The 21977-nt window shown below is 33.2% G+C and carries 31 protein-coding genes; 29 read left to right on the top strand and 2 right to left on the bottom strand.

What is annotated here, in order from left to right; all coding sequences use genetic code 11:
* Positions 1-11: 11 nt before the first annotated feature.
* Complete coding sequence (locus tag FBF11_RS08290) at positions 12-548, bottom strand: purine-nucleoside phosphorylase (protein WP_002853142.1); 537 nt, start codon at positions 546-548, stop codon at positions 12-14.
* Positions 549-628: 80 nt separating this feature from the next.
* Here FBF11_RS08290 and rsmA point away from each other — a divergent pair, with 80 nt between their 5' ends.
* The 24 genes from rsmA (at position 629) to secY (ending at position 14131) form a co-directional block, all read left to right on the top strand.
* Positions 629-1429 carry a 16S rRNA (adenine(1518)-N(6)/adenine(1519)-N(6))-dimethyltransferase RsmA gene (gene rsmA, locus FBF11_RS08285; RefSeq protein WP_002853083.1) on the top strand — a complete coding sequence of 267 codons (801 nt, stop codon included), beginning with the start codon at positions 629-631 and terminating at the stop codon, positions 1427-1429.
* Positions 1398-3392 (top strand): ribonuclease J, encoded by a 1995-nt coding sequence (locus tag FBF11_RS08280; RefSeq protein ID WP_002864793.1) that lies wholly within the window; start codon positions 1398-1400, stop codon positions 3390-3392. The genes rsmA and FBF11_RS08280 overlap by 32 nt, the downstream gene beginning before the upstream one ends.
* A 35-nt stretch (positions 3393-3427) precedes the next feature.
* A complete protein-coding gene (locus FBF11_RS08275; protein WP_002853086.1) occupies positions 3428-4189 on the top strand; it encodes a pseudouridine synthase in 762 nt (253 codons plus the stop codon).
* A 197-nt stretch (positions 4190-4386) separates the two neighbouring features.
* Entirely contained in the window at positions 4387-4698 is a 312-nt protein-coding gene (gene rpsJ / locus FBF11_RS08270; RefSeq protein WP_002779353.1) for a 30S ribosomal protein S10, read from the top strand.
* 9 nt (positions 4699-4707) lie between these two features.
* Positions 4708-5283 (top strand): 50S ribosomal protein L3, encoded by a 576-nt coding sequence (gene rplC, locus FBF11_RS08265; protein ID WP_002864792.1) that lies wholly within the window; start codon positions 4708-4710, stop codon positions 5281-5283.
* Positions 5280-5894, top strand: coding sequence for a 50S ribosomal protein L4 (gene rplD, locus FBF11_RS08260; protein ID WP_002783544.1), 615 nt, complete (start codon positions 5280-5282; stop codon positions 5892-5894). The genes rplC and rplD overlap by 4 nt, the downstream gene beginning before the upstream one ends.
* Positions 5895-5896: 2 nt before the next feature.
* Positions 5897-6178 (top strand): 50S ribosomal protein L23, encoded by a 282-nt coding sequence (locus tag FBF11_RS08255; RefSeq protein ID WP_002851441.1) that lies wholly within the window; start codon positions 5897-5899, stop codon positions 6176-6178.
* Between the two features lies 1 nt (position 6179).
* A complete protein-coding gene (rplB, locus tag FBF11_RS08250) occupies positions 6180-7010 on the top strand; it encodes a 50S ribosomal protein L2 (protein WP_002825501.1) in 831 nt (276 codons plus the stop codon).
* 1 nt (position 7011) lies between these two features.
* Positions 7012-7293: a 30S ribosomal protein S19 gene (gene rpsS / locus FBF11_RS08245; RefSeq protein WP_002851509.1), complete on the top strand. Its 282-nt coding sequence runs from the start codon at positions 7012-7014 to the stop codon at positions 7291-7293.
* Between the two features lie 10 nt (positions 7294-7303).
* Positions 7304-7729 (top strand): 50S ribosomal protein L22, encoded by a 426-nt coding sequence (gene rplV, locus FBF11_RS08240; protein WP_057097098.1) that lies wholly within the window; start codon positions 7304-7306, stop codon positions 7727-7729.
* Positions 7729-8430 carry a 30S ribosomal protein S3 gene (gene rpsC, locus FBF11_RS08235; protein WP_002851138.1) on the top strand — a complete coding sequence of 234 codons (702 nt, stop codon included), beginning with the start codon at positions 7729-7731 and terminating at the stop codon, positions 8428-8430. The genes rplV and rpsC overlap by 1 nt, the downstream gene beginning before the upstream one ends.
* A gap of 2 nt (positions 8431-8432) precedes the next feature.
* On the top strand, positions 8433-8858 hold the full coding sequence (gene rplP, locus FBF11_RS08230) for a 50S ribosomal protein L16 (RefSeq protein ID WP_002779441.1): 426 nt from the start codon (positions 8433-8435) through the stop codon (positions 8856-8858).
* Entirely contained in the window at positions 8845-9030 is a 186-nt protein-coding gene (rpmC, locus tag FBF11_RS08225) for a 50S ribosomal protein L29 (RefSeq protein ID WP_002851566.1), read from the top strand. The genes rplP and rpmC overlap by 14 nt, the downstream gene beginning before the upstream one ends.
* A 9-nt stretch (positions 9031-9039) precedes the next feature.
* Positions 9040-9291 (top strand): 30S ribosomal protein S17, encoded by a 252-nt coding sequence (gene rpsQ / locus FBF11_RS08220; RefSeq protein ID WP_002851549.1) that lies wholly within the window; start codon positions 9040-9042, stop codon positions 9289-9291.
* Positions 9291-9659, top strand: coding sequence for a 50S ribosomal protein L14 (gene rplN, locus FBF11_RS08215; RefSeq protein WP_002779438.1), 369 nt, complete (start codon positions 9291-9293; stop codon positions 9657-9659). The genes rpsQ and rplN overlap by 1 nt, the downstream gene beginning before the upstream one ends.
* Complete coding sequence (rplX, locus tag FBF11_RS08210) at positions 9659-9892, top strand: 50S ribosomal protein L24 (RefSeq protein ID WP_002779437.1); 234 nt, start codon at positions 9659-9661, stop codon at positions 9890-9892. Before rplN ends, rplX begins: the two co-directional genes overlap by 1 nt.
* A gap of 3 nt (positions 9893-9895) precedes the next feature.
* Positions 9896-10441 (top strand): 50S ribosomal protein L5, encoded by a 546-nt coding sequence (gene rplE, locus FBF11_RS08205; protein ID WP_002851453.1) that lies wholly within the window; start codon positions 9896-9898, stop codon positions 10439-10441.
* 1 nt (position 10442) lies between these two features.
* The gene (locus tag FBF11_RS08200) at positions 10443-10628 is read left to right on the top strand and encodes a type Z 30S ribosomal protein S14 (protein ID WP_002851478.1); all 186 of its coding nucleotides are present in this window, start codon (positions 10443-10445) and stop codon (positions 10626-10628) included.
* A gap of 9 nt (positions 10629-10637) precedes the next feature.
* Positions 10638-11033, top strand: coding sequence for a 30S ribosomal protein S8 (rpsH, locus tag FBF11_RS08195; protein WP_002851353.1), 396 nt, complete (start codon positions 10638-10640; stop codon positions 11031-11033).
* A gap of 78 nt (positions 11034-11111) precedes the next feature.
* Positions 11112-11648, top strand: a complete 537-nt coding sequence (gene rplF / locus FBF11_RS08190) for a 50S ribosomal protein L6 (protein WP_002851302.1) — start codon at positions 11112-11114, stop codon at positions 11646-11648.
* Between the two features lie 9 nt (positions 11649-11657).
* Entirely contained in the window at positions 11658-12014 is a 357-nt protein-coding gene (rplR, locus tag FBF11_RS08185; protein WP_002785535.1) for a 50S ribosomal protein L18, read from the top strand.
* A gap of 11 nt (positions 12015-12025) precedes the next feature.
* Positions 12026-12469, top strand: coding sequence for a 30S ribosomal protein S5 (gene rpsE, locus FBF11_RS08180; RefSeq protein WP_002779428.1), 444 nt, complete (start codon positions 12026-12028; stop codon positions 12467-12469).
* Between the two features lie 4 nt (positions 12470-12473).
* Positions 12474-12866 (top strand): 50S ribosomal protein L15, encoded by a 393-nt coding sequence (gene rplO, locus FBF11_RS08175; protein WP_002851292.1) that lies wholly within the window; start codon positions 12474-12476, stop codon positions 12864-12866.
* On the top strand, positions 12866-14131 hold the full coding sequence (gene secY, locus FBF11_RS08170) for a preprotein translocase subunit SecY (RefSeq protein ID WP_002874310.1): 1266 nt from the start codon (positions 12866-12868) through the stop codon (positions 14129-14131). The genes rplO and secY overlap by 1 nt, the downstream gene beginning before the upstream one ends.
* Positions 14132-14158: 27 nt before the next feature.
* Here secY and FBF11_RS08165 read toward each other — a convergent pair whose 3' ends face one another.
* Positions 14159-15430: an MFS transporter gene (locus FBF11_RS08165; RefSeq protein ID WP_057097096.1), complete on the bottom strand. Its 1272-nt coding sequence runs from the start codon at positions 15428-15430 to the stop codon at positions 14159-14161.
* A 194-nt stretch (positions 15431-15624) separates the two neighbouring features.
* Between FBF11_RS08165 and topA the strand changes: the two genes are divergently transcribed.
* The 5 genes from topA to FBF11_RS08140 all read left to right on the top strand — a co-directional run bounded on the left by topA (position 15625) and on the right by FBF11_RS08140 (position 21948).
* Positions 15625-17727 (top strand): type I DNA topoisomerase, encoded by a 2103-nt coding sequence (gene topA / locus FBF11_RS08160; protein WP_002867521.1) that lies wholly within the window; start codon positions 15625-15627, stop codon positions 17725-17727.
* A gap of 1 nt (position 17728) precedes the next feature.
* On the top strand, positions 17729-18565 hold the full coding sequence (locus tag FBF11_RS08155) for a biotin synthase (protein WP_168977487.1): 837 nt from the start codon (positions 17729-17731) through the stop codon (positions 18563-18565).
* Positions 18546-19721, top strand: coding sequence for a cation:proton antiporter (locus FBF11_RS08150; protein ID WP_002892047.1), 1176 nt, complete (start codon positions 18546-18548; stop codon positions 19719-19721). The genes FBF11_RS08155 and FBF11_RS08150 overlap by 20 nt, the downstream gene beginning before the upstream one ends.
* A 114-nt stretch (positions 19722-19835) precedes the next feature.
* On the top strand, positions 19836-21104 hold the full coding sequence (locus tag FBF11_RS08145) for a citrate synthase (RefSeq protein ID WP_002851494.1): 1269 nt from the start codon (positions 19836-19838) through the stop codon (positions 21102-21104).
* Positions 21105-21183: 79 nt separating this feature from the next.
* The gene (locus FBF11_RS08140) at positions 21184-21948 is read left to right on the top strand and encodes a 3'(2'),5'-bisphosphate nucleotidase CysQ (RefSeq protein ID WP_002851337.1); all 765 of its coding nucleotides are present in this window, start codon (positions 21184-21186) and stop codon (positions 21946-21948) included.
* The last annotated feature ends 29 nt before the right edge of the window (positions 21949-21977 follow it).

Below are 21977 nucleotides of genomic sequence, written 5' to 3'. Positions count from 1 at the left end.
TTTTTGAATTTTTAAATATAATGATATTTTTTTAAGTATTCTTCTAAGTTTTCTTTTGCCTTTTGATGATTTTTTATAAAATCTTCGTGAGCGTTTTCATTACAAAAATTTGTTGCACACAAAATACACTCTGCATCAATATTTAAATTTTTAGCTACGCTCAAAACAGAAAAGGCTTCCATATTTTCTGCAAAAAAACCTAATTTTGAAAATTCTTTTGCCGCTTTTGAATTTTGACAAATATAATTTGAAGAATTGATTTTTATTGTTTCACGAGAAACATTTTCTTTTTCTAAGCAAATTTCATATTTTGCAGGAGTATAAAATGCATGTGAAATTTTAGAAAATTCTACATTAAAAGCGTGCGAACTTCTATAAATTTCTAAAATCTCTCCCTTATCATAAAGCCCACAAGTTCCTATAAATATAAGTTTTGATGGTTTTTCTTTGAAGCAAAGTTGACTCAAATGAAAAGCTGATTCAACCAAACCTATGCCTATAGCTTTTGCAAAAGAAAAATTTTCATTTCCACCCGCACAAATAATCATTTTGATCCTTATGAAATTTTACAAAAAATAATTCTACCTAAAAAGACTTAATTAAGAATTTTTAGATAAAATTATTTCTTATGGTTAAAGCAAAAAAACAATACGGACAAAATTTTTTAATCGATAAAAGCGTATTAGCAAAAATCATCCAAGCCATACCCAAAGAGATGAACAATATCATTGAGATTGGGCCTGGCTTAGGTGATTTAACGCAAGAACTTTTAAAAATTTCTCAAGTAAAAGCTTATGAAATCGATAATGATCTCATACCTATTTTAAAAAAGAAATTTCAAAAAGAACTTGAATGTGGAAAATTTAACTTGATCCATCAAGACGCAAGCGAAGCTTTTAATCCTAGTCTTGATGAAAAACCATATTTTTTGGTTGCAAATTTGCCTTATTATGTTGCAAGTCACATTATATTAAAAGCTTTAGAAGATAAAAATTGTCTAGGGCTTATTGTAATGGCACAAAGGGAAATGGCTGAAAAATTCTGCGCTAAAGAAGGAAATAGTGAGTTTTCTTCCTTAGGTGTTTTAAGTGCAATGATTTGCGAAAGAAAAATACTTTTTGATGTTGATCCACAATGTTTTAATCCTCCACCAAAAGTTATGTCAGCGGTGATGAGTTTGATTAAAACTAAGGATTTTGATGAACTTTGCGAAATAGAAAATTTCAAAAATTTTCTAAAAGATTGTTTTAAAGCTCCTAGAAAACAACTCTTAGGAAATTTAAAAACATATAAAGCAAAAGTTTTAGAAGTTTTAAGCACTCTTGGCTTAAAAGAAAACATCAGACCACATGAAATTTGCGTTGATTTATACCTTAAAATTTATGACAAATTAAAGGATGAATATGGACGAAAACAAAGAGATAAATAAAAACGAACAAAATCCGAACTCAAATTCAAAAAACAATAAACGCTATAAATATAAAAATCGTAGAAAAAAATTAGCTGATTCTTTGCAAAATGAAAATGATACTCCAAAAATTGATCAAAATTCCAACAAGGAAAATTCTGAAAACTCAGAAAATAAAACTGAGAAAAAAAAGAAGAAAAATCGCAATCTTCCTTCAAAACTCACAGGTAATGAAGATTGGCAAATCGCTCTTGCAGAATGCATAGAAGCTAACCGTATTTCACATGAAAACCGCTTACACCCTTTAAAATATAATAATTCTAGCGAGCATAAAATCCGCATCACTCCTTTAGGAGGTTTAGGAGAAATTGGTGGAAATATCAGTGTTTTTGAAACCAATAAAGATGCAATTATAGTAGATATAGGTATGAGTTTTCCTGATGGAACTATGCATGGGGTAGATATTATCATCCCTGATTTTGACTATGTAAGAAAAATTAAAGATAAAATTCGTGGTATAGTGATCACTCATGCACACGAAGATCATATCGGTGCAGTGCCTTATTTCTTTAAAGAATTCCAATTTCCTATCTACGCTACACCTTTGGCTTTAGGAATGATTTCAAACAAATTTGAAGAACATGGCTTAAAAGCAGAACGCAAATGGTTTCGCCCTGTAGAAAAACGCCGTGTTTATGAGATAGGCGAATTTGATATAGAGTGGATCCACATCACGCATTCTATCATTGATGCTTCAGCGCTTGCGATCAAAACAAAAGCAGGAACGATTATCCACACAGGTGATTTTAAAATTGATCAAACTCCAATCGATGGCTATCCAACAGACTTAGGACGTTTGGCACATTATGGAGAAGAAGGGGTTTTATGTCTTTTAAGCGATAGTACAAATTCGTACAAAGAAGGTTATACAAAAAGTGAAAGCTCCGTAGGGCCAACTTTTGATCAAATCTTTGCACGTACCAAAGGCAGGGTGATCATGAGTACTTTTAGTTCTAATATCCACCGCGTTTATCAAGCTATTACTTATGGTTTAAAATACGGTAGAAAAGTTTGTGTGATCGGTCGTTCTATGGAAAGAAATCTTTATACCACTATGGAATTAGGCTACATCAAACTTGATAGAAAAATTTTCATCGATGCTGATGAAGTAAGCAAATATAAAGACAATGAAGTGCTTATCGTAACTACAGGAAGTCAAGGCGAAACCATGAGTGCGCTTTATAGAATGGCAACTGATGAGCATAAATTTATAAAAATCAAACCTACAGATCAAGTGATTATTTCAGCTAAAGCCATACCAGGAAATGAAGCAAGTGTTTCTGCGGTGCTTGACTATCTTTTAAAAGCAGGAGCTAAAGTAGCGTATCAAGAATTTAGTGAAATTCATGTAAGCGGACACGCTAGTATAGAAGAGCAAAAGCTTATGCTAACCCTTACTAAGCCTAAATTTTTCCTACCAGTTCATGGAGAATACAATCACATCACCAAACACAAAGAAACAGCGATGAAGTGCGGTATCCCTGAAAGAAATATTTATCTTATGAGTGATGGCGATCAAGTAGAACTTTGCCAAAAATATGTCAAACGCATAAAAACCGTAAAAACAGGTAAAGTTTTTGTAGATAATCAAATCAACAAACAAATCGCCGATGATGTAGTTATAGATCGCCAAAAACTTGCAGATAGTGGTATAGTAGTTATTATCGCACAAATTGACAAAGCTACAAAAACACTGATCAACAAACCAAGAGTATTTAGCTATGGGCTAGTAGCTGACAAACACGATCATGCTTTTAGCAAAGATATGGCTGAAGTTTTAGGACAATTTTTCATCAATGTTAAAGATGAAGTACTCAATGATCCAAGATTTTTAGAAAATCAAATCCGCCAAGTTTTAAGAAAACACATCTTTAGAAAGATTAAAAAATACCCAACCATAGTTCCAACTATTTTTGTAATGTAAAAAAGGGCAAAAACGCCCTTTTTAAGGAAGATCAAATGAGAATTAATAAATTTATATCCCATAACACCCGCTATTCACGCCGTGAAGCCGATGAACTTATCAAACAAGGCTTAGTAAAAATAAACAACAAAATTGCCCTTTTAAGCGATGAAGTTAAATTTGATGATAAAGTTTTTGTTAAAGGTAAAAGAGTACAAAAAAGAACGCAATTTAGCGTGATAATCTACCATAAACAAAAAGGTGAAATTGTCAGTAAAAAAGACGATCGTGGAAGAAAAACTATATATGATACCTTGCCAAGACAATTTAGTACTTGGCTTAGCGTAGGTAGGCTGGATTATGCAAGTGAAGGCTTACTTTTGCTTACAGATTCTCCTGTGATTGCCGATGCTTTAATGCATAGCGATTTAGAAAGAGAATACTACCTTAAAGTTAAAGGCACGGTGAGCAAACAAGTCATCGAAGCCATGCAAAATGGACTTGAGATTAAAAATGAAAAAAAAGGCGCACATGCAAAAACTAAAATTACCTCTATGAGTTTTGCTCCTTTTATAGACTTTGAAATTTTTGGATCAAGTGGAGGCTATACTAAGCTTAGAGTGGTTATAAATGAAGGTAAAAATAGAGAGCTTAGACGCTTTTTTGGACATTTTGATCTTGAAGTCATGGATCTTAAGCGTGTTGCTTTTGGGGCTTTAGATCTTGGTATGTTGAAGGCGGGAAAACATCGTTATTTAGAAAATGGCGAATATGAAAAATTAAGAGATTTTTTAAAATTTAATGAAATAAGATATTGACCATTATATACAAAAATTTAAAAAATAATGATAATTTTTAAATTCTAAAAATTCTATTTTTATCCTTTTTAAAAGGAAAATAATAGAAAAATTTCATCAAATTCCTTGACTTTGAAAACAAGATTTTATATACTCTCATTTCAATTTTTATAAATTGGTTAGTTTTTAACTAACGAGTTCTTTTTAAAGGAAATATTATGGAAAGAATTAGGCTTAAGCTAAAAGCTTATGACCATCGAGTACTAGACAGAACAGTTGCAGCAATCGTAGAAGCTGTTAAAAGAACAGGTGCGGATATTAGAGGTCCGATACCAATGCCTACTAAAATCAAACGCTATACAGTTTTAAAATCTCCACACATTAACAAAGATTCTCGTGAGCAGTTTGAAATAAGAATTCACGCGCGTATGCTAGATATAGTAGCAGCGACTCCAGATACAGTTGATTCTTTAACGAAGCTTGATTTAGCGCCAGAAGTAAGCGTTGAAGTAAGAGCTATGGGTAAGTAAGGATAAGATATGGAATATATTGTAGAAAAAATTGGAATGAGCAGAACAATTACTAATCCAAGTATCGCTGTAACTTTACTAAGAGTTGTAAATGCAAAAGTATGTGAAGTTGAAGGCGGAAAGGCTTTAGTAGCATATCCAAAAGGTAAAGCAAGTAATAAATGTGTCGCAGGACAACAAAAAAAATACAATCTTTCTGCAGAATACAATAGATTTGCGACTTTAGAAGTAGCAAATACTGAAGCAGGAGATTTAGATGAAACTCCATTAAATGAAGCAAAAATTTTAAAAGTAAGCTTTAACACTAAAGGTAGAGGTTATAGCGGTGTTATGAAAAGACATAACTTCGCAGGGGGTCCAGCAAGTCACGGTTCGAGATTTCATAGACGCCATGGATCTATTGGTAATAGAGAATGGCCAGGTCGTGTTCAACCAGGTATGAAAATGGCAGGACACTATGGAAATACTAAAGTGACCATTAAAAACGAAGTTGTATCTTATGATGCTGAAAATAAAATTTTAGTAGTTAAAGGTGCAGTACCAGGTTATAATGGTGCCATGGGTAAAATAAGGATTGCAAAATGAGTAAAGTAGTTGTTTTAAATGATAAATTAGAAAAAGCAGGTGAACTTGATTTACCTTCAAAATATGCGGAAGTAAATCCACACAATCTTTACTTGTATGTAAAATCTTACCTTGCAAGTTTAAGAGCAAATACAGCTCATACTAAAGGTAGAAGTGATGTAAGTGGTGGTGGTAAAAAACCTTGGAGACAAAAAGGTCGTGGCGGTGCTAGAGCGGGTTCAACAAGAACTAACGTTTGGGTAGGCGGTGCGGTTGCTTTTGGTCCAACAAATGAAAGAAACTACTTCCAAAAAGTAAATAAAAAACAAAAAAGATTGGCGCTTGAAAGAGCTTTAGCAGATAAAGCAGCTAAAGGTGTGTTATTTACTGCTGATTCTTTGGCTATTGAAAGTGGTAAAACAAAAGATGCAAACGCTGTGATTAAAAAACTTGGCGTCAAAGATGCTTTAATCGTTAAAGATTTACTAGATGAAAAAACACTTTTAGCTTACAGAAATTTAGCAAATTGCTATGTAGTTGATGTAACTGAAGTAAATGCTTATTTAGTATCTGTATTTAATGCTGTTATTATGGAAAAATCAGCGTTAGAATCTATTACAAAAGAGGGATAATTATGGCAGATATTACTGATATAAAGACTATACTTTACACAGAAAAAAGTTTGAATTTGCAAGAGCAAGGTGTCGTAGTTATTCAAACTTCGCCAAAAATGACTAAAACAGGCTTAAAAGCGGTTTTAAAAGAGTATTTTGGTGTAACTCCAAAAAGCATCAATTCCTTAAGAATGGATGGAAAAATTAAGCGTTTTAGAGGTCGTTTAGGTCAAAGAAACAATTACAAAAAATTCTATGTTAAGCTACCTGAAGGTGTTAGCTTAGAAAATACGGAGGCTTAAGATGGCAATTAAAACTTATAAACCATATACTCCAAGTAGAAGATATATCACAGGTTTAAGTTCTGAAGATATTACAGCTAAACCAAGTGTACGCTCACTACTTGTTAAACTTCCAGCACACGCGGGTCGTAACAGCTATGGAAGAATTACAAGTCGTCATAAAGAAGCGGGTGCTAAAAAACTTTACAGAATTATTGATTTTAAACGTCGTAAATTCGGTATAGAAGGCAAAGTAGAAGCAATCGAGTATGATCCATACAGAAATTGTAGAATTGCTTTGATTGCTTATAAAGATGGGGAAAAAAGATATATTCTTCAACCACGTGGATTAAGCGTTGGTGATATCGTTGCAGCTGCTGAAAGCGGACTTGATATTAAACCAGGTAATGCAATGAAACTTAAAAACATTCCTGTGGGTACTATTGTTCATAATGTTGAGTTAAAACCAGGTAAAGGCGGTCAAATGATCCGTTCCGCAGGTGCTTATGCACAACTTATGGGTAAAGAAGAAAAATATGTTATTTTAAGACTTGCAAGTGGCGAAATGAGACAAGTTTTAGCTGAATGTATGGCAAGTATCGGCGAAGTTGGAAATGAAGAATGGGCTAATGTAACTATCGGTAAAGCAGGTAGAAATCGCCATAGAGGTATCCGCCCGCAAACTCGTGGTTCTGCAATGAACCCAGTAGATCACCCGCACGGTGGGGGTGAAGGTAAGAAAAATTCAGGCCGTCATCCAGTAACTCCGTGGGGTAAACCAACCAAAGGTGCGAAAACTCGTCGTAAAAAGGCTAGCGATAAGCTAATAATTTCAAGAAGAAAAGGAAAGTAAGATGGCTAGATCACTAAAAAAAGGTCCTTTTGTTGATGATCATGTAATGAAAAAAGTCATCGCTGCTAAAAAGGCTAATGATAATAAACCAATTAAAACTTGGTCAAGAAGAAGCACAATTACTCCTGATATGATAGGACTTACATTTAATGTTCATAATGGCAAAAGCTTCATTCCGGTTTATATTACTGAAAATCACATCGGTTATAAACTTGGTGAATTTGCTCCAACACGCACATTTAAAGGGCATAAAGGCTCTGTGCAAAAGAAAATTGGTAAGTAAGGGATAAGATATGAGTAAAGCATTAATTAAATTCATAAGATTATCTCCAACTAAAGCAAGATTGATTGCTAGAGAAGTTCAGGGGATGAATGCAGAATTAGCTATGGCTAGTTTAAAATTTATGCCAAATAAAGGTGCAAAATACATTGCAAACGCAATTTCAAGCGCAGTAGCAAATGGTGGCTTTGAAGCAAACGAAGTGATTGTAAAAAGTTGTCGTGTGGATACAGCTGCGGTATTAAAAAGATTTAGACCAAGAGCTAGAGGAAGTGCAAGTCGTATTAGAAAACCAACTTCACATATTTTAGTAGAAGTGGCAAAAGCGGAAGTGAAAGCTGAAGAGAAAAAAACAGTAGCTAAAAAAACTACTACAACAAAAGCTCCAGCTAAAAAAACAACAAGCACTAAAAAAGCAACAGTGAAAAAGGAAAGCTAATGGGACAAAAAGTTAATCCAATTGGTCTAAGACTAGGAATCAATAGAAACTGGGAATCAAGATGGTTTCCAACTAAAGCAAATTTAGTAGAAAATATCGGTGAAGATTACAAAATCAGAGCTTTCTTAAAAAGAAAACTTTATTACGCAGGAATTAGCCAAATTTTAGTAGAAAGAACTGCTAAAAAACTTCGCGTTACTGTAGTTGCTGCAAGACCAGGTATCATCATCGGTAAAAAAGGTAGTGATGTTGATAATTTAAGAAAAGAATTGCAAGATTTAATCGGTAAAGATGTAAATATCAATATCAAAGAAGAAAGAAAAGCAGGAGCTTCAGCTCAACTTGCTGCTGAAAGTGTTGCAACTCAACTTGAAAAAAGAATTGCTTTTAGAAGAGCAATGAAAAAAGTAATCCAAGGTGCGCAAAAAGCAGGTGCTAAAGGAATTAAAGTTTCAGTTTCCGGTCGTTTAGGCGGTGCTGAAATGGCAAGAACAGAATGGTATCTTGAAGGACGCGTTCCACTTCATACTTTAAGAGCAAAAATCGATTATGGTTTTGCAGAAGCTAGAACTACTTATGGAAACATAGGAGTTAAAGTATGGATCTTTAAAGGTGAAGTATTGCACAAAGGTATGCAACCTGAAAAAACTGAAGAAAGTGCTCCAGCTAAAAAGCCAAGACGCACAAGAAGGGGTAAATAATCATGTTAATGCCAAAAAGAACTAAATATCGCAAAATGATGAAAGGGCGTAACAGAGGTTATGCTAATCGTGGAACAGAATTTACTTTTGGTGAATTTGCATTAAAAGCAACTGAAGCAGGACGCATTAACTCACGCCAAATCGAAGCAGCGCGTATCGCTTTAACTCGTTTTGTTAAAAGACAAGGAAAAACTTGGATTAGAGTTTTTCCAGATAAGCCTTTGACAAAAAAACCTTTAGAAACTCGTATGGGTAAAGGTAAAGGTGCTGTTGAGGAATGGGTAATGAATATCAAGCCAGGTCGTATCATTTATGAAATGGCAGGAGTAAGCGAAGAAATGGCAAGAGAAGCATTGACTTTAGCTATGCATAAACTTCCATTTAAAACTAAGTTTGTTACAAGAGAGAGCCAAAATGAAATATACTGAGATTAAAGATAAAACAGCAGCTGAGCTTGCAACAATGCTAAAAGAAAAAAAGGTGCTTTTATTCACTTTAAAACAAAAGCTAAAAACAATGCAACTTACTAATCCAAAAGAGATTAGCCAAGTAAAAAAAGACATTGCTAGAATAAATACAGCAATTAACGCTTTAAGATAAGGATAGAAAATGGCATTTAAAAGAGAAATTCAAGGCGTTGTTGTTAAAATCGCTGGTGAAAAAACCGCAAGTGTTTTGGTTGAAAGAAAAGTGGTTCATCCAAGATATAGAAAAATTGTTAAACGCTTTAAAAAATATCTAATTCATGATGAGAGAAATGAAGTTAAAGTGGGTGATACTGTTGTTGCAGTAGAATGCAGACCACTTTCAAAAAGAAAATCATTTCGCTTAAAATCTGTATTAGCTACAGGAGTTGAGTAATGATTCAAAGTTTTACAAGACTTGCAGTTGCTGATAATAGCGGTGCAAAAGAATTAATGTGTATCAAGGTTTTAGGGGGTAGCAAAAGAAGATACGCTACCGTAGGTGATGTAATCGTTGCATCTGTTAAAAAAGCTTTACCAAATGGAAAAGTTAAAAAAGGTCAAGTGGTAAAAGCGGTTATCGTTAGAACTAAAAAAGAAATTCATAGAGATAATGGTTCTTTGATTCGTTTTGATGAAAATGCTGCGGTTATTCTTGACAACAAAAGAGAGCCTATCGGAACTCGTATCTTTGGGCCAGTGGGCAGAGAAGTTAGATATGGTGGCTTTATGAAAATCGTTTCACTAGCACCGGAGGTATTATAATGGCGGTTAAATTAAAAATCAAAAAAGGTGATAGCGTTAAGGTTATCACAGGCGATGATAAAGGTAAAACAGGTAAAGTTTTAGCGGTATATCCAAAAACACTTAAAGTGGTAGTTGAAGGATGTAAAATCGCTAAAAAAGCTATTAAGCCGAGTGAGAAAAACCCAAATGGTGGTTTTATCAATAAAGAAATGCCAATGGATATTTCCAATGTGGCAAAAGTTCAGGAGTAAGCGATGATGAGATTAAAAGAAAAATATAATCAAAGCATTAAACCTGCATTGGTTAAAGAATTTGATATTAAAAATCCTATGCTTATCCCTGTGATCGAAAAAGTAGTTATCAGCGTAGGTGCTGGTGAGTTGGCTAAAGATCAAAAAGTATTGCAAAATGTTGCAGATACTATTTCTTTAATTGCAGGACAAAAGGCTGTGATTACTAAAGCTAAAAAATCAGTTGCAGGATTTAAAGTTCGCGAAGGTTTTCCTGTGGGTGTAATGGTAACTTTAAGAAAAGAAAATATGTATGCTTTTCTTGATAAATTAATTTCTATTGCTTTGCCAAGGGTGAAAGACTTTAGAGGTTTAAGTAGAGATGGTTTTGATGGACGCGGAAACTATAACTTCGGTCTTGATGAGCAGTTGATGTTCCCAGAAGTGGAGTATGATAAAATTTTAAGAACTCATGGTATGAACATTTCTATAGTTACAACAGCACAAAATGACAAACAGGCACAAAAGTTATTAGAACTTATCGGTGTGCCATTTACAAAAGGAAAGTAAGATGGCTAAAAAATCAATGATTGCAAAAGCGGCACGCAAGCCTAAATTTAAAGTTAGAGCTTATACAAGATGCCAAATTTGTGGGCGTCCGCATTCGGTTTATAGAGATTTTGGAATTTGCAGAGTTTGCTTAAGAAAAATGGGCAACGAAGGTTTGATTCCAGGTCTTAAGAAAGCAAGTTGGTAAGGATAAAATATGATAAATGATATTATTTCAGATTCACTCACTCGTATCAGAAATGCAGGAATGAGAAAGCTTGAAACAACCAAGCTTTTACATTCTAAAGTTGTAGAAGCTTTAGTTGGAATTTTTCAAGCTAAGGGCTATATTGAGAGTTTTAATGTTATTGAAGAAGATAAAAAGAAATTTATCAATGTAGTTTTAAAATACGATGAAAAAGGTAAGAGTGTTATCAATGAGCTTAAAAGAATTTCTAAGCCTGGTCGTCGTGTTTATAAAGGTAAAGATGAAATCAAGCGTTTTAAAAATGGTTATGGTACTATCGTAGTTAGCACAAGTCATGGCGTTTTAGCTAATGATGAAGCTTATAAAGCAGGTGTTGGCGGCGAAATTTTATGTACCATTTGGTAAAAAATCTGCTTTTTATGGCATTGGGTATCCATTCTTTTAAAAAAGTAGAAATATCCTAGACAAATAAAAAGGAAAAATATGTCTCGTATAGGTAAACAACCGATTGCTATTCCAGCAGGAGTAGAAGTAAAATTAGAAGGAAATTTGCTTAAATTTAAAAAAGGAAATTTAGCAAAAGAACTTGATACTAAAGCAAATGTAAATGTTGAGATTAAAGATAATAATATTCTTTTTTCTCCAAAAGGTGAAGACAGACAAAGTAGAGCTTATTGGGGAACTTACAGAGCTTTAGCTTACAATATCGTTGTAGGTTTAACTCAAGGTTTTTCAAAAACTCTTGAAATCAATGGAGTTGGTTATAAAGCAGCTTTAAAAGGTAAAGTTTTAGAACTAAGCCTTGGTTTTTCTCATCCTATTAATTATGATATTCCAGAAGGAATTGAAATTGTAGTGGATAAAAATACTATTGCAGTTAAAGGAAGTGATAAACAAGTTGTAGGTCAAGTTGCTGCTCAAATTCGTGAATTTAGACCACCAGAGCCATATAAAGGAAAAGGCGTTAAGTATTCTGATGAACGCATTATCCGCAAAGCTGGTAAGACATCTAAGAAGTAAGGGTAGAATATGAGAGCAAATGTATTAAAAAGAAAACTAACTTTAAGAATCAAAAGAAAAAAAAGAATTAGAGCGAAAATTTCAGGTTGTGAAAATTTTCCAAGAATTTCTGTATTTAAATCGAACAGAACTCTATATATCCAAGCGATTGATGATGTAAAAGCTGTAACTTTAGCAGCAGTTGATGGACGCAAACTTGGCGTTAAAGCAAATAAAGAAGGTGCTAAAAAAATCGCTGCTGAATTTGCTAAAACTTTAAAAGCTAAAAAGATAGAACAAGCTGTTTTTGATAGAAATGGTTATGTATATCATGGTGTTATCGCAGCATTGGCTGAATCTTTAAGAGAAAATGGCATTAGGCTATAAGGGGTAAATCGATGGAAAAATATAATAGAGAAGAATTTGAAGAAGTAATCGTCGATATCGGCAGAGTTACTAAGGTTGTTAAAGGTGGTAGAAGATTTAGATTTACTGCTTTAGTTATCGTTGGAAACCGCAAAGGTTTAGTAGGTGTTGGTTATGGTAAGGCTAAGGAAGTTCCAGATGCCATCCGTAAAGCTGTTGACGATGCGTTTAAAAATATCGTTGAAGTTAAAACTAAAGGCTCAACTATTGCTCACGATGTAGAGGTGAAATACAACGCAAGTAGAATTTTACTTAAACCAGCTAGCGAAGGTACAGGAGTTATCGCAGGTGGTTCTACACGCCCTATCGTGGAACTTGCAGGTATTAAAGACATCTTAACCAAGTCTTTGGGTTCAAATAATTCAGCTAATGTGGTTCGTGCTACAATCAAAGCTTTAACAATGTTAAAAGGATAAGAAGATGAATTTAACAAAAGCAGCGGGTTCAACGCATAAAACTAAAAGAATTGGCCGTGGTCAAGGTTCTGGCATGGGTAAGACTGCTACTAAAGGGGGTAAAGGTCAAACTGCTAGAAAAGGTTATAATGAAAAAAGAGGTTTTGAAGGGGGTCAACAACCACTTCAAAGAAGACTACCAAAAGTAGGTTTTACTTCTAAAATTCAAAAACCTTATGTGATCAATGTTGAAAAAATCACAGCTGTAAAAGAGCTTAGTGAAATTACATTTGAGAGCATTAAAAGTGTTCACAAAATTTCAAAATCTGTGAATAAAATCAAATTAATTGGTGCAAGTGCAAAAGACTTAGTATCAAAAATCAAAGACGAGAATATTAGCGTCACCGGATCAAAATAATGAATAGAGCATTGACGAATAAGATTTTAATCACCTTAGCATTTTTATTTGCTTATAGGGTTCTGGCTTATGTGCCAGTTCCTGGCGTCAATGCTGATGTGATTGCGGAATTTTTTAATAACAATCAAAACAATGCTTTGGGTTTATTTAATGTTTTTAGTGGTGGAGCGGCTGAACGCTTTTCTATCATTTCTTTAGGTATTATGCCTTATATTACTGCTTCTATTATTATGGAGCTTCTTGCAGCAACTTTTCCAAATATTGGTAAGATGAAAAAAGAGCGTGATAGTATGCAAAAATATATGCAAATTATCCGTTATGCGACTATTGTGATTACTTTGGTTCAAAGTATAGGCGTTGCTATAGGTTTGCAAAGCTTGCACGGTCGTGGTGGTGCAGGGGCTATAATGATAGAAGATTTAAATATGTTTATCGCACTTTGTGCTATTTCTATGCTTGCTGGAACTATGCTTTTAATGTGGCTTGGCGAACAAATCACACAAAGAGGTATAGGAAATGGTATTTCTTTAATCATTTTTGCAGGTATTGTTTCAGGTATTCCAAGAGCGATTTCAGGAACTGTAGGACAAATCAATTCAGGCGAGATGAATTTCTTAACCGCTTTTGCAATTTTTGCTTTGATTTTAATCACCATAGGGGTGATTATTTATATAGAACTTGGAGAAAGAAGAATTCCTATTTCTTATTCTCGTAAAGTTGTAATGCAAAATCAAAACAAACGCATTATGAATTATATTCCTATTAAACTCAATCTTAGTGGGGTTATTCCACCGATTTTTGCTAGTGCGATTTTGATGTTTCCAACAACAATTTTACAAACTAGTACAAATCCTTATCTACAAGCCATTAATGACTTTTTAAATCCAAATGGTTATTTGTTTCATGTTCTAACTTTCTTGTTTGTAATTTTCTTTGCTTATTTTTATGCTTCTATCGTATTTAACGCTAAAGACATAGCAGAAAATTTGAAAAAACAAGGCGGTTTTATCCCTGGAATTCGTCCAGGTGAAGGAACTTCAAGTTATCTTAACGAAGTGGCTTCTCGTTTAACTTTATCAGGTTCTATTTATTTAGGGCTTGTTGCAACCTTACCTTGGGTTTTGGTGAAATTTATGGGTGTGCCTTTTCATTTTGGCGGCACTTCTGTACTTATTGTAGTTCAAGTAGCACTTGATACGATGAGAAAAATTGAAGCTCAAATTTATATGAGTAAATACCAAACTTTAAGTGCGGTAGGTTTGTAATAAATAAAATTAGCAAGATTTTTCTTGCTAATTTATTCTAGGTTTTTGCTTTAAAAATAAAAACACAATGCACACTATAAAAATTACTATTGACCATATTAAAAAAGCATCTACAAGACCCATTTGTCTAACGATAGGTTGAGAGATAATAGGACTTAAAAATTGTCCTAAAAATATACAACTTGCTAAAATTCCATAAGCCCTAGAGCGAGCATTTTCAGGACAGATTGAAAAAAGATAAGCCATATTATTTACAAGCATAATACCTCCACCCATTCCAAGCAAAGCTAAGGCGATTAAAACTGTGAAAAAGCTATCTACTAAAAAAAGCAGCAAAAAAGAACAAGATACGATAAAAAGAGTTAAAACATAGATAGTTTTAATACTTAAGAATTTTATAATATATCTATAGCTTAGAGAGAAAAAACCATAACATAGTGCAGATACAGACATCGAAATACCTATATATTTAGGATCCAATCCCAAATGTTCTTCTATATAGTAAGGAAGTTGAGTTGGCGAAATATAATAAACTACCATGATAAAAAAACCTATAAAATAGATAGGGAAAAATTGCCAATAATTTGTTTTTGTTTCTATTTTTGTATGATTATAGAATTTAAATTTTCTAGGTTCAAAAAGATAAATGATAGCCATTAAGGTAATTAAAATTCCAAGTCCATATACCAAAAAAGGATAACGCCAAGAATAACTTGAAACAAATCCCGCAATAGAAATAAAAACAGCACCCCCTACCGCACAAAAAAATCCTTGAAGACTTAAAGCATTTTCTCTGCGATTAAAGCCACCACGACTATAATAATCCCCAAGCAAAGCCGAAGCGCCTGTCATTATAAAAGCAGTTGCCATACCAAAAATAGCTCTTGAAGTCAGTATAGCATAAATATCATTTAAGAAAAAGCCACTTATCCCAGAAAGAGTCCAAACCACCATAGCTGGAAGAATGAATTTTAATTTGCCAAATTTATCCATTAAAATACCAGCAAATGGAGATAAAATGACAACAAAAATAGCAGGGATGGTTAAAACTAAGCGAACAAGTATATCAAGATGAGCTAATGTGAAACTTGAAGTAAGAGTAGCGCCACTTTGGGTTAAAAGTTCTTCAAAATGTCTGTTGATAGCAGGTAGAGCAGATGAAATGACCACACTTCCTAGCATAGTCATAGCAGCCATAGAAAACACAGCTGCTTTAAATCCGGACTTTTCAGTAATTTGAATTATTTTTTTATCCATTTTTGTGTCATTTGGATGAAATTTATAAGTTTTGTCATTCATAATTTTTACCTTTTTTATTTTATTATACTCCAAAAATTATGGTTTGTATTTAAAATTACTTAAAATTATATTTTATTTATTTTGTTATGATAGTTTTGTTTTTAAAATATTTTAGCTTGATTAAAATATATTTTATAAGTAGAATTTTAAATATTTTTAGCTAAATTCAGCTTTTTATTTAACAAGGGTGCAAAATGAAGAAAAATTTAATCATAGTAGAATCTCCTGCAAAAGCTAAAACCATAGGAAATTTTTTGGGAAAAGATTATGAAGTTATCGCTTCTAAAGGACATATTAGAGATTTGCCTAAATCAAGCTTTGGGATTAAAATAGAAGATGATGAATTTATCCCTGAGTATAGAATCACAAGTGATCATAGCGCCTTAGTTAAAGAACTTAAAAGTAAAGCCAAAGATGCCAAAGAAGTCTATCTTGCAACGGATGAAGATAGAGAAGGAGAGGCTATAGCCTATCATATTGCAAAAGCTATAGGAAAAGATGAAAACACCTTACCACGCATTGTTTTTCATGAAATCACTAAAAGCGCTATAGAAAATGCTTTAAAAAATCCAAGAAAATTAAACATGCACTCTGTAAATGCTCAGCAAACCAGACGTCTTTTAGATCGCATTGTAGGGTATAAGCTCAGCCCTTTATTAGGACAAAAAATTCAAAGAGGACTTAGTGCTGGGCGTGTTCAAAGTGCGGCTTTAAAGATCATAGTCGATCGTGAAAAAGAAATTCGTGCCTTTGTACCCCTAGAATACTTTAGTATTGATATGATTTTTCAAAAAGATTTAGATGCAGAACTAGTTGAGTTTGATAAAGCCAAGATAGAAAAACTTACCATTACCAACAAAGATCGTGCTAAACTTATACTAGAAGCTTGTAAAAATGAAGTTTATAGTATAAGTGACATTGAAAGCAAAGAAAGAAAAATCGCTCCGCCGCCTCCTTTTATGACTTCAACTTTACAACAAAGTGCCAGCAATCGCCTTGGTTTTAACCCTAAAAAAACCATGATGATAGCTCAAAAGCTCTATGAAGGAGTAAATACCCATGAAGGCGTGATGGGGGTTATTACTTATATGAGAACCGATAGTTTAAATTTAGCCAAAGAAGCAGTAGAAAATGCAAGAAAATTCATACAAGCAAATTTTGGCAAGGACTATCTTCCAAGCAAAGCAAATGTATATACTACAAAGACTAAAGGCGCTCAAGAAGCTCATGAAGCTATACGCCCTACAAATTTAAGTTTTACTCCAGAAATTGCGGCTAAATTTTTAGACAAAGATGAGTTAAAACTTTACACACTTATTTACAATCGCTTTTTAGCCTGTCAGATGAGTCCTGCTATCTCTCAAACTCAAAATGTATTTGTAAAAAATGATAGAGCAGTTTTTAAAATAAGCGGTAGAAAAATCCTTTTTGATGGATATTATAAAGTTTATGGTGATATGGATAAGGATAAAATTTTGCCAAATTTTAAAATAGGCCAAAATTTAAAAGTGCAAAATTTAGAAATGAACTCACATTTTACCGAACCACCTTCAAGGTATTCAGAAGCAGGACTTGTAAAAAAACTTGAAAGTTTAGGCATAGGTCGCCCTTCTACTTATGCACCAACCATTTCTATACTTACAAGCCGTGATTATGTAACAATAGATAAAAAACAACTCATTCCTAGCGATGTTGCTTTTAATGTAACCGAAGTGCTTGAGAAAAATTTTAGCGATATAGTAGATAGTAAATTTACTTCAAACCTTGAAAATACCCTAGATGAAATCGCAGAAGATAAGGCAGATTGGCAAGAAACTTTAAAAGAATTTTACTATCCTTTTATGAGAAAAATCGAAGAAGGAAAAACAAAAATAGCTAGTCAAAAAACTGTCACAAAACTAGGCGAAAGTTGTCCTGATTGTGGCGGAGAGCTTGCTATTAGAAAAGGGCGTTTTGGAGAATTTGTAGCGTGTTTAAATTTCCCAAAATGCAAGTATTCAAGAAATTTAAAAAGTGAAAGCAAAAACGAAAGCGAAAATACAGCCGCAAAAGCTAAAGCTAATGGTACAGGCATTACTTGTCCAAGTTGTCAAAAAGGTGAAATCGTAGAACGCTTTTCAAAACGCGGTAAATTTTATGGTTGTAGTGCTTATCCAAAATGCAATTTTATAAGCAAATACAAACCAAGTGAAGAAAAATGCGAAGAGTGTGGCGAAACTTTAGTGATAAAAGAGCTTAAAAAAGGTACATTCTTAGAATGCTTAAAGTGCAAAATCAAAAAAGAAATGAAGGATTAGAATGCAAATCATGCTTTGTGCTATTTCAAATATAGCGAGTGGAAATTGTTCAGAAGACTGTAAATACTGCACCCAAAGTGTCCATGTAAAAACAGATATTCAAAAATATCGTCGTAAAGAACTTTCACAAATCGTTTTAGAAGCGAAAATGGCAAAGAAAAATGAAGCCTTGGGTTTTTGTTTGGTTACAGCAGGACTTGGGCTTGATGATGAAAAGCTTGAGTATGTTTGTGAGGCTGCTAAGGCTGTGCAAAAAGAAGTGCCTAATTTGCTTTTAATTGCTTGTAATGGTATGGCAAGCGTGGAACAACTCAAAGAACTTAAAAAAGCAGGAATTTTTTCTTATAATCACAATCTTGAAAGTTCTAAGGAATTTTTTCCACAAATTTGCACCACTCATACTTGGGAAAGTAGATTTCAAACCAATTTAAACGCTAAAGAAGCAGGACTTATGCTTTGTTGTGGTGGAATTTATGGTATGGGTGAGAGTGAAGAAGATAGACTAAGTTTTAGAAAATCTTTGCAAGAATTACAGCCTTTTTCAACGCCTATTAATTTTTTTATAGCAAATGAAAATTTAAAACTACAAGTTCCAAGACTTAATGCTGATGAAGCCTTAAAAATTGTTCGTGATACCAAAGAGGCTTTACCGCAAAGCGTGGTAATGGTAGCAGGTGGGCGTGAAGTGGTGTTGCGAGAAAGGCAGTATGAAATTTTTCAAGCAGGTGCTGGGGCTATTGTTATAGGGGATTATTTAACCACTAAAGGTGAAGAACCAAGTCAAGATATAATAAAATTAAAAGAAATGGGATTTACTTTTGCATCAGAGTGTCATTGATCCACAAGGTTTAATTGATCTAAAAATTCTTATTGTTATAGCTTTATGCTTACTTTTTTCTCCGCATATTGCAAAAATTTTACGCTTGCCTCTTTCAGCTACTGAAATTATTTTAGGGGCAATAATAGCATATTTTGGTTTCATAGGAAAAAGTGAAAATTTTGCACTTTTAGCAAATGTAGGTTTTTATTATCTAATGTTTATAGCAGGTATGGAAGTAAATTTAAGAGCCTTTTTTAATATGGATAAAGAAGTCGCCAAAAAAAGTTTTTTTTATATTTTTTTACTTTACGCTTTATCTTCTCTTATAGTATGGATTTTTGGACTTTCTTTAGTATTTGTTATCATTATACCTGTGATGAGTGTAGGGCTTTTATCTTTGCTTTTTAAGGATTTTGGAAAAGAGTGTTATTGGCTAAATATTGCTATGATAGTGGCTACTTTAGCTGAGGTGATTTCTATTGTGCTTTTGACTATAGCGGGAGCTTTTTTGCGCGAAGGAACAGGTATTATTGATGTAGCGCAAAGTATTTTATATCTTAATATCTTTTTGGGACTTTGTTTGCTCGGATTTAAAATGCTTGGTGTGCTTTTTTGGTGGTATCCTCAGCTTAAAGTTGTGCTTATGCCATGGGAAGATAAAAATGAAAAAGATATAAGATTTTGTATGGCCATTTTTATACTGATCATTGTTGCTATGGTTATTACAAAACTTGAAATCGTTCTTGGTTCTTTTATAGCAGGCTCATTTATAGCTACTTTTTTTGATCATAAAAAAGATCTTGAGCATAAGCTTTCTACTTTTGGACATGGGTTTTTGATCCCTATTTTTTTTATCCATATAGGTTCAACCTTTGATCTTAAAATGATTTTAGATTATAAAATCGTTTTACAAGCATTTTTACTTATGTTTGTTATGGTGGGTTTAAGAATTTTATGTGCAAGTGTTTTTTTAAAAAGAATTGGTTTTAAAAATATGATTTTATTTGGTCTTAGTCATTCTATGCCTTTAACCTTGCTTATAGCAACAGCTACTTTGGGTTATTCGGGCAAGGTTATTGATGAGAAGCTTTATTCAGCACTTATTTTAACAGCGTTGTTTGAGGCTATTATTGTTATGAGTATGATCAAATTTCTTTCTAATTCTAAAAAATGAAAGTTACTTTTTTACTCAAAAAAGCAAACAAAATCTTAAAAATTTAATAATAAAAAAACTCATAATCGTCCTTTTTTGTTAGAATTAATAAAAGTAACAATAAAAGGAGCGAAAATGTCAAATTCCGTTACTATAACCGATAATAGAAATGGAAAAAGCTATGAATTTCCTATATATGACGGTACAACTGGGCCAAGCGTTGTAGATATGTCAAGTTTTTATAAACAAACAGGAATGTTTTCTTATGATGAGGGCTTGACTTCTACAGCTACTTGTAAATCAAAAATCACTTATATTGATGGAGAAAATGGAATTTTAATGCACCGTGGCTATCCTATAGAGTGGCTTGCTGAAAACAAACTTTATTTAGATGTGGTTCATCTTTTACTTTATAAAGAATTACCTGATGCTACGCGTCTTGAAGCGTTTCGTTATGAAATGAAAAAACGTTCTTTTATCCATGAAGGTATGCACCGTCTTTTTGATTCTTTCCCTGATAATGCTCATCCTATGGCAGTTTTACAAGGTGCTGTTTCATCGCTTAGTGCTTTTTATCCTGATCATTTAAACATGAATGTAAAAGAAGAATATATGGAAATGGCAGCTAGAATAGTAGCTAAAATCCCTACTATAGTGGCCACCGCTTATAGATATAAACACGGCTTTCCTATGGCTTATCCAAATTTAGATCGTGGTTTTACAGAAAATTTCTTATATATGTTAAGAACCTATCCTTACGATCATGTAGAGCTTAAACCTATAGAAGTAAAAGCACTTGATACAGTTTTTATGCTTCATGCAGATCATGAGCAAAATGCTTCAACTTCAACAGTTCGTGCTGTGGGTTCAACTCATGCTCATCCTTATGCCTGTATAGCAGCAGGTATTGGTGCGCTTTGGGGTCATGCACATGGTGGAGCTAATGAAGGTGTTATTAGAATGCTTGAGCAAATAGGTAGTGTTGATAGGGTAGATGAATTCATCAAAAGAGCTAAGGATAAAAACGATCCTTTCCGCTTGATGGGCTTTGGGCATAGGGTTTATAAAAATTTTGATCCTAGAGCAAAAGTACTGAAAAAGCTTCGTGATCAACTTATTGATGAGTTGGGTATTGATACCAATCTTATTAAAGTAGCAACGCGTATAGAAGAGATTGCTTTAAGCGATGATTATTTTGTTCAAAGAGGGTTATATCCGAATGTTGATTTTCATAGTGGACTTATTTTAAAAGCCTTAGGTATTCCAAATGAAATGTTTGCTACTTTATTTGTTATAGGGCGCACCCCAGGATGGATAGCTCAGTGGATAGAACAAAAAGAGCAAGAAAGTCTTAAAATAGTCCGTCCAAGACAACTTTATTTGGGTGAAACTAGTAAAATTTAATTAAAATTTTTGTGGAAATTAAAAATTCCACAAAATCTTCTTGTATAATTTTAAAAAATCTTATAGAAAGTTTATAATCATGCTTAATCTTGATAAATTTTTAGAAATTGCTATAAATGCTAGCAATCAAGCTTCTAAAGCTATTTTAGAAGAGAGAAAAAATTTCAAAACTTGGGAAAAAGAAGATAAAAGCCCGCTTACATCAGCAGATCTTGCTTCTAATAAAATTCTAAATGATATTTTGGGTTCTACGGATATTAAAATTCTATCAGAAGAAAAATTACTCAGCAAAGAAGAGTGTGAAGAATTAAAAACTTTTTGGCTTATCGATCCTCTTGATGGAACAAGTGGTTTTTTAAAAGGCAGTGATGAATTTTGCGTTATGATAAGTTTGGTTCATGACAATCGCCCTGTTTTATCACTCATACAAAATCCATCAAAAGGTGATATATTCTATGCTCATGCAAAAACCAAGGTTTATAAAAACGATAAACCTTTGCAAATTGACCAGCAAGAATACGAGAAAAATAAATATAAAGCCTTATTGAGTGTTAATCATCTTAGCAAAGAAGATGAAGACTTTGCAAAAGAGCATCAATTAGAAGCTATTAATATAGGCTCTGGATTGAAATTTTGTGCTATTTTAGAGGCTAGGGCAGGAGTTTATAAAAGATTTGAAAAGCTTAATATTTGGGATATTGTAGCAGGAGATTTTTTGATTAATCAAAATGGAGGATTTATGGGAGATTTTTCTAAAAAATACATTTTATATAGCCCTTTAAATTATAAATCCAGTCCTTTTATTTGTGTTTCATCTAGGAATTTTTTACAAGATTTTTTATAAAATAAAGAGTATAATTTTATATTTAAATA

The sequence above is a fragment of the Campylobacter sp. CFSAN093224 genome (assembly GCF_012897395.1).
Classification (GTDB): domain Bacteria; phylum Campylobacterota; class Campylobacteria; order Campylobacterales; family Campylobacteraceae; genus Campylobacter_D; species Campylobacter_D jejuni.
This window is presented reverse-complemented; position numbering and strand designations above follow the sequence as displayed.